The organism is Bacillus cereus group sp. RP29 (genome assembly GCF_040459765.1).
Taxonomy (GTDB): domain Bacteria; phylum Bacillota; class Bacilli; order Bacillales; family Bacillaceae_G; genus Bacillus_A; species Bacillus_A paranthracis.
Genome location: NZ_JARVHN010000001.1, coordinates 3,247,701 through 3,259,735 on the forward strand (window position 1 = coordinate 3,247,701; position 12,035 = coordinate 3,259,735).

A 12,035-nucleotide genomic window follows, 5' to 3' on the forward strand; every position below is an offset into this window, starting at 1 on the left:
TGTTTTGACAAATTCATTTTAAAGTGTGGGTGGGACCCCATGCCCATCAACTTAAGAATTCAGAATTACCCCAAAACGAAAAAATGAGCTTTTTTGTTACAAGTTAGCACAAAATTTAGTCCTGGGGGTACTATAAAATTTTAGCTTGATGGCGATGGGGTGACCCCTTAATTAAACTTTATTTCAAAGCTACAAGAGTTATCAATCTTACTTAATTTGTTTATTTAACCCTCTTATAAATATTTATAGGTTTTTAAAATCATCTAATAGTGAACGTTTAGGTTGTTGCCCATCTATATTCACAACATTACGATTACTATCGAAATCCATAGACAAAAATTGATCTGCTTTTAAATTAAATATATTTTGAAAAGCATCTTTAACTATAGCATGCATTTCTTCTCCCATTTCCATTAAGTTTCTAATTTTAGGATTACTAACAGCACCATGATTGAACAACTTAAAAATTGTTTCTTGCTGTAATTTTATTTTTCTTTCTAAAGCTGCTATACATATGTTTCGTTCATTCAACCTTTCCTTCAACTGATTTATTTCATCTTGCAGCGCGTTATTTTTGTCCTGGCTTAAAGTTAATTCTTTTTCATACGGAAAAAGATTTTTTTGTAATTGCTTTAGATCCTTACAATGCTCCTTTATAATCTCCTCTATTTTAGGTAATTGCACTGTATTGCAACTATTTTGAGCTAAGGTCTTAGGAACAATAGCATTATACTCTTCAATTAACTGGAATCCTCTTCTTTCAGTTCGAACCCAATAGTTATCCGATATTTCTTCATCTAACCAGGGAATACTCCCCTCTCTAAATAGCTTTTTCGCATACTCGCTTAAAGTTCTTTTAGGAATTTCTGACCTAATCCCTTTATCCTCTACAAAGCTCAAGATAATTCCCTTAATTTTATCTTCTGGGTATTCCTTCTTTCTTCTGCCAACCTTACTCATCTTCTAACCAACTTCCATATTTCTCTGTAAATCCATCAATATTTTCAAGTAATCCCTTAAGTCTTTTTGAATGTATAGCTAAGTCATTCGTTAATTTTAAATTGACCTTACTATATACCTTACTAACTAACTTTAAATGTAAATTAAACACGGTTTTATATAAGGCAAGTGCTTCCTCCCGACTCTCTAGCATCCATTGTTCAATTGTTTCCCTCTTTTCTATAAACTCATCATACTCGATTCTCCAGTATCCACATCGAAAACATTGTGTTTGACAATCTTTAATTATTGCTGTGCAATTCCCTATCTCAAGTTTATCCCATTCATGTTTAGATGTTTTAGCCGGTGAGAAAATAAATTTTTCCCTAAACATTTTCCCTATATTTGAGATATTATTCGAAGGGGTAACATTGGAATTGTGTCCCTTTAAAAATTGACCTGTAAAACTAAACATTTTAATTAACTTGGATATACCTGAATCTGTTAAAAAAAATTCATGCTGTTGATAATGTCGCTGTCCGTAAACTGTATCATGTCCACCCAATCTCGCTATTTCCACTGGATGAAAACCTTGAATCATTAATGATAGAAAAGCTATATGCCTTGTGTCATTGGGTCTTAAACGGCGTTCAAAATCAAAAACTATACTATTATTTCTACTCTGTCTAATCTCTTGCTCTGAATCTTCTCCTACTGATCTAACAGTGAAATTGTATGGAGAAGTCGCAATTACGTCATCATAAAAATCGTTTAATATGGTATGAAATATCCATGTTGTTAAAACATTAGGATTCCTTTTTATTTTTGATGAATTCAATTTATTAGCTAAAGATATCCCTTTGTATGCTCGATAAGAAAGTAATGTTTTGGAGTAACCGTATTCCTCGGTCAATTCTATATATTCTTTCACCATATTATAAAGCTTACAAGATATCTCTATCCTTTCAACCTCTGTTTTTTTGGCTCTACTTTTTTTATTTTTAATTCTAGATAAATAAAGATAATATCGATTCCCTTCATTATCTACACAGTCTCTTCTCAAAAGAAGAAATTCCCCAATTCTTATTGGAATAACTGTCGTTAAATGCCACCAAATACGTACCGGATAAAAATAAGTATACTTCCAATCCGTATTATTAGATTGTGTGTAGAAGTCATTTAAAACCCAAGCAAATTTAAGACAATCCTTTACGGTTGGAATAGTTCGAGTCTTTGGTTTTGAATATGGAATAGTTGACAAGAAGTTTAAATATTCCTTGGCTCCTTCAAAGTTATCATAGTAATTAAAAAAATTTAGTAAAGCTGAAGCTATTGAAGATTTTGTTCTATCTCCTTTTAACATAATTTTCCCAATAAAATCTTCTAATAGACGCATTCTAAAACACTCTGTTGTTATAAGCTCATCAAGTACGTATCTAAAGCTTGTGTGGACAGTTTTAAAATGATATTGAACTAGTAAACTCGCTACCCAACATTTCATTACCAATGTCAATGTTTCTAACTGATTTAATTGCTTTCCTTGCAGCTCTTCTTCCAATCTATTAAACCGAAAATAAAATATAATATCTTTTTCTTCATCGTAAAGCTTCCATAAATTTTTATGAAAATCCACCTCTGAAAGTCGATTTATTTCCATGCTTTTCAAGTTTTCAATAGCAAGTTCTATACTATATTCTAATTCAAAAGCTTCATCACTTAGCTCTGCAATCTCGATACTTTTTTTTACACTAGCTGTCTCTCGCACCTTTACATCTCCCTTCCTTTCGGAAGATACTGGCTAAGGGAAGGCAATTGAAGTAAAATACTCTCAAATTGCTCCTGACTCATATTAAAGAACTCATAAATACAGGATCCAAACTTAGCTTCAGCTTCTTTGAAAAGTTTTAAATCCTTTACAAAAAGAAGTGCATCTCTTTCATTATCCCCTTTATATCTAGGGGTTTCTTTATTCTCAACTAGACTTACAATATGTTTGAGAATCCTTTCAGTAATTGCTGAAAGTGCATAAAAATTGTAAATAGCGAATGGGCACCCTATACAAGTTTCTCTGTTTGGGTACATACAATCTTCTGCTGATAATATACATTGAACATGACTTGTTTTGGAATACAACATATCTAAATTTAATATGTTGTACATATTGTGGATTACCTCTTCATCTAACCCATGAATAATATCTTTTACAATATGCTCTTGCTTAGACAAATAAAGTAAAACATCTGCAATGCCTTCTAACCTCAAATCCTTCCCAATCTTTTCATATATAACATTAATTTGCTGAGTTCTTTCAGCGATATCCTGTGTTGTTCCAAACAAGATATCCGCAAATCCATCTGCTATAAAACCAAAATAATCTCTAGTAAAAATTTGACCACTAAGGAAATCAATATCTCGTTGACTTATGTAAATATACATGTTAGTTGTTTCAATTGATTTATGATTTCGAATAAATTTTAATACTTCAATCTCATGTGCTGAATCTTTATATTTATTAATTATACTAAAGGCAAAAGTTATAAAAGTCCTATTCATTTTTAATGATGAAAATTTAAGGTTAGGCTTTGAAAAATCACAAAAAAATCTCTTATATGGATAACTAGTCAATACTCGATTTTTCGTACGAAAATCTATTAATGAGTCACTTAAAGGATTAAGCTCCCGAGCTCTGATTTCACATAATACTGCTGCATAGGCAACTGGCAATGTTAATTGTTCAGAACAATAAAAATAACGCTCCGCTCCAGTTTTTGAATGTTTCAAATTCTTCATTTGTAATTTTCTTATAATCCTTTTAGCATCTTCCATCGATATATTATTATTCTGAAGCCATTCTATGTTACCCTCTATACTGGTTCCCTCAAAATTTATTCTTGGAATTTCCGTGCAATCCCAATGTCTCCAAGCATTGTTTAAATGGACTAACATATACAACCAAACCGAATCATATCGGTCATAATACTTATTCTTGGAATTACCGTTTACAAATTTATCAATTGCTCCTTTTACGCTATAAATTGCCCTATCCTTATGAACAGCAAGATCAGAAATATAATCAAAAAATTCCTTATACTCTTCCGGTGTATAAACATTAACTTGACTCTTTTTCTTACTTTCCACTTTATAAGGACTATTTATTTCGTTTAACTTAAAACTTTTCTTGCAAGAAGAATAGCCATTCCCCTTACCAAATTCTTTTAAAAATATATAAATTGGTTTTTTTATATGAATTCCTGTATTTTGATTAAAAAACATCAAATTAAGCTCTTTAGAGGAGTACATAAAAATCTCTTTTCCCACAAGTCTTTGAGCTAATATTTTAGTAGCTACAAAATACTCTAAAACCCTCGAAGCTTTTGAAGCACTATTTTGTCCACCATATAATGTGGATTTGGAACGTATAAATTTAAGCCACAATAACTCTGTCTCTTTACAATAAACAGAAAATTCAACCCCTTCAGCCTCTAATCTATATAAGACATTATCATATATAGATCCTCTATCCAGATAAAGGTTCAACCTTTCATTTCTACGCTCATATTCTTTAATAATATCCTTCTTTAAATACAAGTACTTATTAAAAAGATATCTTGAAATACCCCTTACTAATAAAGGTACTTCAATTGTCTTGATATCCTCTTTTATGGTATCTACATTTATTCCATACTCTTTAAATATTTCATTTCGAGTATAATATTTTGATCTAAGGCTATTATCCATTTTTTCTATTCTTTTTTTTAAAGACAATACTTCTTCCTTTACAAAAAAAATATTTCTTCCAGCTTTTTTATGAGTTTTGAGGAGCTCTTCCTCCAAAAATTTCTTATAATTATAACTATTCAAATTGAGTATTTTGCAAGTATCTTGCTTAATTATTAAACTTCCATCAGCTACATTTAGTCGAATCTTCTCTCCAACTGTCTTTTCCCTATATTTTAAAAAGGCTTTTATATCTTCCTTTTTATAAAATGTAAATTCTTTCTTTTTTATAAATTGTATTTTCTTTATATTAAATTTATTAACTATCTCAATTGCATGACTGTAACCTATAGATGCCATCCTCAGAAATTCATTTGTAGATACATACTTATCCAAAATGTTAATTATCTCACTTTTTTTAACATATTGACTTGCTTTTTGATATTCCTTATTATCCAAAGTTAATAATGGATATTTTAACGTTTTAATATGAATCAGTCCTTCTTCTGCAAGTAAAGTAAGATTTTTATAGTATACATAAGTTAATCTTTTATTTTCTAAATTTTTGATCCCCAGATACTTCCACAACTGCTTTACAGTAAAGTATTCTCTACTAAGCTTCATTTCCCACGCTTCATGTTTTTTTAAATCATTTTTACAAAGCAAAATCTTCTTTCCCTCATGTTTAGCTCTAATAATATTATTATCTATAAGAAAATTTAGACCTCTATTAGTAATTTTATAATCTAACTGATTTACATTTACATATTCTTGGTTCATTGCTTTAATCCGCTCCAATTATGTTTATATCGATCAAAAATATTTCTTGTATAAGATGAACTTTCCAAAGAATCTACATTATCTTTGTTCTCTCCATAGACGCTAGTAAGAATATTAACATGCTCTTGTACCCTGCTATAGGATGTTCTCTTTTCAACATACTCAAAAGTTGCTGTCAGCGTCTTATCTCCTCGCAAATTAGCAATTTCTTCAATACTTAGCCCTAAATCAATAAGAAAATTTGTAAAAACTCCTCTACCTATATGTGTAGACCAAGGTAGACTTGTTAAGAATTCTAAATCTTCATAACGACGATTAATTCTTAACTTCTCTAAAAAACGCTGTTTCACTCTATAAAACCGCTTAGTATATCCTGTTCCACTTAACGGTAAACCGGTACTCTTGGAAATAAAGAGGGCATTGTTATTTTTATACCCCCATTGTTTTTCAAACTTTTTCAAGCGTTCCATGTGAATATAATAAATATCCCAAAGCTTTTGGTCACTTAAAACAAAAACTTCTCTAGGTCTCTTAACTTGTACATCATACTTAGAAGATAAATGTGCAAATAATTTTTCTTGATTATCTTTAATCACTAACCACATTCCATCATTCCCTCTAAAGCCTTTTTCATAAATTGATTCCCTTGTTAAATTTACAACTTCCCCCACTCTCAGACCTGCAAGAATTTGAAAACAAACTCCTAATGCTATATCACTGGATTCTGCTTCTTCAATAAACTCATAAGCTAATCTATATCGATTAGGGCCAAAATCTTTTAATTTTAACTTCTCGTTTACTTGATTTCTATTTGGACGCTCAATGTCAAAGATAGATTGACTAAATATAGAAAGAGGTTGTCCTACTTTTTTACTATCTTGTCGATAGAAGACTTGAAAATTTTGATCTATTAATTCATGCTCTTTTAAGTATATAAAAAATTTTGTAAGTATCCTTTCGCAATAATCCGAATGCTTAAAACTAACCCCTTCATAAGTCAAATGTGGAATAAAATCTCCACCATGCTTAAGTTGTAATCCTCTTAATCCCTTAATACTTAATTCATTGTATCCCGCAATATCATCTTCAATATTACTGTAAATAAAATTAAGGAATTTACATACTACCCTTGCTGCTTTAAGTTGAGTATGATAGCCTACTCCCCTATTCCTATATACCTTTCTTATAAAATCTGTAATAGGATGTGGAATAATTAATTCATTAACCTTATTTTTTATACAAATCATTACTACTTCATCTGATTTAATCTCTTTTCCTATCCACCTCTGCAAAGTCACACTTTTTGGCATCCAATACAATTTCCCATCCAAATCCTGCATTTTTCCCTTCCCCCTAGTATCCTAAAAAACACTTGTATTAATATTCGCTGATAACACTTCACAATAAATCTTTTTCAAGATTACCACAAACCATATATCCGTTCTATTATTAAAATAACATTACATTTACCTTTTTTAATTTATGTACAAATAAAAACTACACACCATCACATATATAGTGTGTAGTTTTTATTCCCTTTTCATCCCTGAATATCAGCTTAATTAAATTCTACTTCCCCCATACATTTTAATTTCTGCACAATAATGTACGGAGAAGATTCATCATAAGTTATACCACCTCACATATTTTTCTTCATTGTAAATAAAAATGTATGAAGGGTAAAAAGCGTAAAATAATATATTTTAAAGTAAAAAAGATTATTTTTTATGCTATAAAAGAAAAAAAGAAACCTTACATATTTTAAACATGTAAGGTTTCAAAAATTATACTTCACTGCATGAAATGTAATATCCTCCACGAGCCATCTTTATTTCCGCACGATACAATACTTCTTCTAAGTAAAAAGTTATCGGTTTTACTTTACTCTCAAATTTAAGTTGTTCATTACATTCAGCTGCATAACTTTCAATAGCTGAAGTAATAACTTCTCCCGATGGATACGTTAAAGCATCATCTAGTTCTATGAAAAAACTTTTAGAAAATAATTTTTTCATAATCCCTTTCTTCTCTTTCATCATATTCCATCCACTTCAATTTAAAGTTACCAACATCCATATTATACCACATCATCAATTTATCTTTGAAAATAAAAAAATCCTGCATTTTTCATGCAGGATTTTTTATTAGTCATTTTTCGTAAAGTAAGAAACGAAACGAAGAATTTCTAAGTATAACCAAACTAATGTAAGCATTAGTCCCATTGCAGTGTACCACTCCATATATTTCGGAGCTTGACTACGTACACCATTTTCGATTAAATCGAAATCTAGTAATAAGTTTAGTGCAGCAACTACGATAACAACTGCACTAATAATAATACCGATTGTACCGCCTTGGTGAATGTACGGAACCGTTACACCAAACATGTTTAGTAGAAATACGACTAAGTACATAACCATAATTCCAAGTGTTGCTGCCATCACGCCTGTACGGAATTTATCCGTTACTTTTACTACACGTGTTGCATATAACACTAACATTGCAAATAGAATTGAGATTGTTAGTAAAACAGCATTTAAAACGATAGAATCGCCAAATTTCATTGTATAAACCGCTGAAATACTACCTAACACAACCCCTTCTACTGCTGCATAGATTGGTGCACCAAAAGGTGAAATACGTGGGAAGAACATAGATGCAAATGCGATGATTGCCGCAACGATTAAAGCGCCAATTAATACTGGCATCTTCATCGTACCCTCTATCATCTGTATGTATGAATAGACAGACGTTGCAAGTAGCAAGATAAGCATAATAAACGTTTTGCCTACTGTTCCGCCAATAGTCATCGCAGAAGCACTTGCTCCCTCTTTACGGAATGCCTCTTTTTTCAACATTGGATTAGATGTTCTCATTTTTTCCCTCCTAAAATAGGTTCTACCAATAGTGTAAAGTTTTTCTCTTTACTTTTCAATATATGCAGCTTGTTTTTATTTTAATCCTTCAACAATGTCCGATAGTTCACTCCATCTTTCCATCGTTTTTTCTAGCTCTTCTTCTGTTTTCTGCTGTGCTTCAGACAATTCTTGCGCTTTCGTAAAATCAGAACCAACATTCGCAAGCTCTTCTCCAATTGATTCTAGCTTTTCTTCAAGTTCCGCAATTGTATCTTCAATAGTTTCCCATTCGCGCTGCTCGTTATATGAAAGTTTACGCTTACGTTGTTGTTTCGGTGCTTCTTCCACTACTTTTTTCTCTTTCTGTACTTCCGCTTTCTCAATAAGTTCTCTCGTTTTTTCCATTTCTAAATAATCCGTATAACTACCTAGAAATTCACGCACTTCTCCTTCTCCCTTAAAGATGAATAATTCATCTACTACTTTATCTAAGAAGTAACGGTCATGTGATACAGTTAAAACGACACCGGGGAAATCTTCTAAATAATCTTCTAATACAGTTAATGTTTGTGTATCTAGATCATTCGTAGGCTCATCGAGTAATAGTACGTTCGGTTCTCCCATTAATATACGTAATAAATATAAACGTCTTCTTTCACCGCCAGATAATTTGCCAAGCGGTGTACCATGTGAATGCGGCGGGAATAAGAAACGTTCTAACATTTGAGACGCACCAATTACTTTTCCGTCTGTCGTATGAATGACTTCAGCGATTTCTTTAATGTATTCAATCATACGTTGATTTAAATTCATCTCTTCATTTTCTTGCGTATAGTAAGCGATTTTTACTGTTTGCCCAACTTCAATTTCACCACTATCAGGAGATATTTTACCTGCAAGCATATTTAATAGCGAAGATTTCCCGCTTCCATTCGCTCCAATAATTCCGATACGATCGCCTGGTTTCACGATATGATTGAAGTTGTTTAATACCGTTTTATTATCGAATTTTTTCGTTACATCTTTTAACTCAAGTACTTTTTTCCCAAGACGGCTACCGCTAAGCGCAATATCAACAGACTGTTTTGCAGCTGGACCTTCTTGGCCTTTTAACTCCTCAAAACGTTGAATACGTGCCTTTTGCTTTGTTGAACGAGCTTTCGCACCACGACGAATCCACGCTAGTTCACGGCGATATAAGTTTTGACGTTTTGATTCCTGCGCAAGTTCTTGTTCTTCACGAAGTGCTTTCGCTTCTAAAAACGTACTGTAATTCCCTTCATAACTATACAGTTTTCCATTGTCTAATTCGAAAATACGATTCGTCACACGATCTAAGAAATAACGATCATGAGTTACAAGTAATACTGCACCTGTGTACCTTGCTAAATATTCCTCTAACCACTCAACTGTCTCATGGTCAAGATGGTTCGTAGGCTCATCTAAAATTAATAGATCCGGTGTTTCAATAAAACACTGCGCCATCGCAATACGTTTTTTCTGCCCACCAGATAAATTTCCAACAGTTGCTGTGAAATCCGTAATTCCTAGTTTCGTTAATAACGATTTTGCATTCGCATTTGCTTCCCACGCACTCATTGCGTCCATACGTTGTTGCACTGCAAATAATTGTTCCTGTACCTTTTCATTACTTGGATCTTTTTCGATATGTAATAGCGCCTTTTCATAATCACGAAGAAGACGAATTAAAGGTGTATCACCATGGAAGACTTGTTCTAATACTGTTAATTGTTCATCAAACTCTGGTTGCTGTGATAAATAACTAATTGTATACCCACGTGAATGAGTCATATCACCTGTGTCAGGAATTTCTGCCCCTGCAATAATTTTTAACAACGTTGATTTACCAGTACCATTTACACCAATAATTCCGGCACGTTGTCCTTCTGCAATACTAAATGATAATCCATCAAATAACGGTTTCTCTCCATATGATTTTGATAAGTTTTCCACAGTTAACATTTTCATATTTGTGCATTCCACTCTTTCATAAATTGTTCAATAAACTGTTCCATATAACGATGACGAACTTCAGCCTCTTGTTTTGCTGCATTCGTATTCATTAAGTCTTTTAGTTTTAAAAGTTTTTCATAAAAATGATTTAAAGATGGGTCATTATTTTTTCTATATTCTTCTTTCGTCATCACTTCACGAGGAGGAATAGTTGGATCATACATTAGTCTCCCTTTCGCTCCGCCATACGCAAATGTGCGAGCTATTCCAATTGCACCAAGAGCGTCTAAGCGATCTGCATCTTGAACAATCTTCCCTTCAATTGACTCCACTTTACCGCCATGACCACCTTTATAAGACATATTGGCGATGATATGAAGAACATGCTTGCTTTCCTCTTCTTCAACATGTAACTCTTCTAACCAATCAGAAACTTTTTTCATTCCTGCTTCTTCACTTTCATTTAACTTCTCATCTGCCACATCGTGAAGTAATGCTGCCATTTCAATTATAAAACGATTTCCTCCTTCTTGCTCGGATAAAGAAATCGCCAGTTTATGTACACGCTCAATATGATACCAATCATGCCCACTGGCATCTTTTTCTAAAATATGTTTTACAAAAGTAATTGTTTTTTCTATCTTTTCTTGTTTTGTCATTTTATCTTCACCCAGTTACTTATTGTAACACGCCCGCATTTTTTCATCACATATTTTCTTGTCCGCCCATACACTAGGTGGTAGGCATCATCATGAAGGAGGAATAAATATGTTCTATAATAATCAACCGCCTTACCCACAACAACCATTTTACCCTCAGCAACAAGAACAAAGATATACAGAACAATATGAAGAACAAGAGCAACAATATGAACAAAATCCATATGCAGCACCGCAAACTCAAGAACAACAATTTCAACAAAATCCATATGCAGTACCACAAACTCAAGAGCAACAATTTCAACAAAATCCATATGTAGCACCGCAAACTCAAGAACAACAATTTCAACAAAATCCATATGCAGCACCGCAAAATCAGGAACTTCAATATCCACAAAATCCATATGTAACACCACAAACTCAAGAACAACAATTTCAACCAAACCCATACCCAACTCAGCCACAACAAACTCAATACCAACAACAAATGTATCAACCAAACTACGACGCACGTGTCTCACCACCTAAACCGCCAACATTAGATATTACACAACCACAAATTTTACCGCCTGGACCAACACTGGATATTACACAGCCTCAAATCTTACCACCTGGACCAATTACAGAACCAACGCAACAACAGATTCAACAAGTTGTCGGTACACAGTTCTTACCTTTAAAGAAACCTGTACTAGATTTCGTAAAACCTTGGGTAGATTATGGTTTAAATGAAGCGAAACATACATCACAGAAACACGCTTTAACAGAAGTTGCTGCGATTATGTTTTTAGTTGGGAAAGGATTTAATCCGACAATTGCGCATTATATTGTAGAATCTTGGGAGAAAAATGAGCAGTTTTAGGGTTATTTTATCTAAAACAAATGAAAGTTCCCCATAATATCTATGGGGAACTTTCATTACTATTTCTAAGCAGAATAATGAATCACCATACCTTTGATTTTAACTACTCTACAAAAGAGGTTTAATAATAATTAGTCCCAACTACCCTTCACAACGGTCTAGTAATTTAATTGGAAAACTTCAAGTAATAGAGCTATAAAACGATGAATTCTAAAATGGTTCTTGAAGTAATTGGAGAATTTATAT

Annotated in this window: 9 protein-coding genes; 1 reads left to right on the forward strand and 8 read right to left on the reverse strand. The window is 32.6% G+C overall.

Annotation, left to right across the window (positions count from 1 at the left end; all coding sequences use genetic code 11):
- Window positions 1-243: 243 nt before the first annotated feature.
- The 8 genes from QCI47_RS17320 to QCI47_RS17355 all read right to left on the reverse strand — a co-directional run bounded on the left by QCI47_RS17320 (window position 244) and on the right by QCI47_RS17355 (window position 10,927).
- Window positions 244-960: a hypothetical protein gene (locus QCI47_RS17320; protein WP_353811890.1), complete on the reverse strand. Its 717-nt coding sequence runs from the start codon at window positions 958-960 to the stop codon at window positions 244-246.
- Window positions 953-2,704 (reverse strand): hypothetical protein, encoded by a 1,752-nt coding sequence (locus QCI47_RS17325; protein WP_001209314.1) that lies wholly within the window; start codon window positions 2,702-2,704, stop codon window positions 953-955. Before QCI47_RS17325 ends, QCI47_RS17320 begins: the two co-directional genes overlap by 8 nt.
- A gap of 2 nt (window positions 2,705-2,706) precedes the next feature.
- Window positions 2,707-5,436 carry a hypothetical protein gene (locus QCI47_RS17330; RefSeq protein ID WP_353811891.1) on the reverse strand — a complete coding sequence of 910 codons (2,730 nt, stop codon included), beginning with the start codon at window positions 5,434-5,436 and terminating at the stop codon, window positions 2,707-2,709.
- Window positions 5,433-6,776 carry a site-specific integrase gene (locus QCI47_RS17335; protein WP_353811892.1) on the reverse strand — a complete coding sequence of 448 codons (1,344 nt, stop codon included), beginning with the start codon at window positions 6,774-6,776 and terminating at the stop codon, window positions 5,433-5,435. Before QCI47_RS17335 ends, QCI47_RS17330 begins: the two co-directional genes overlap by 4 nt.
- Window positions 6,777-7,220: 444 nt before the next feature.
- Entirely contained in the window at window positions 7,221-7,475 is a 255-nt protein-coding gene (locus QCI47_RS17340) for a DUF4318 domain-containing protein (RefSeq protein ID WP_000975123.1), read from the reverse strand.
- Window positions 7,476-7,580: 105 nt separating this feature from the next.
- A complete protein-coding gene (locus QCI47_RS17345; RefSeq protein WP_001260642.1) occupies window positions 7,581-8,312 on the reverse strand; it encodes a Bax inhibitor-1/YccA family protein in 732 nt (243 codons plus the stop codon).
- Window positions 8,313-8,387: 75 nt separating this feature from the next.
- Window positions 8,388-10,283 (reverse strand): ABC-F family ATP-binding cassette domain-containing protein, encoded by a 1,896-nt coding sequence (locus QCI47_RS17350; RefSeq protein ID WP_309422809.1) that lies wholly within the window; start codon window positions 10,281-10,283, stop codon window positions 8,388-8,390.
- A complete protein-coding gene (locus QCI47_RS17355; RefSeq protein ID WP_000165943.1) occupies window positions 10,280-10,927 on the reverse strand; it encodes an HD domain-containing protein in 648 nt (215 codons plus the stop codon). The genes QCI47_RS17350 and QCI47_RS17355 overlap by 4 nt, the downstream gene beginning before the upstream one ends.
- Window positions 10,928-11,036: 109 nt before the next feature.
- Here QCI47_RS17355 and QCI47_RS17360 point away from each other — a divergent pair, with 109 nt between their 5' ends.
- Window positions 11,037-11,789, forward strand: coding sequence for a hypothetical protein (locus QCI47_RS17360; RefSeq protein WP_309422808.1), 753 nt, complete (start codon window positions 11,037-11,039; stop codon window positions 11,787-11,789).
- Window positions 11,790-12,035: the final 246 nt, after the last annotated feature.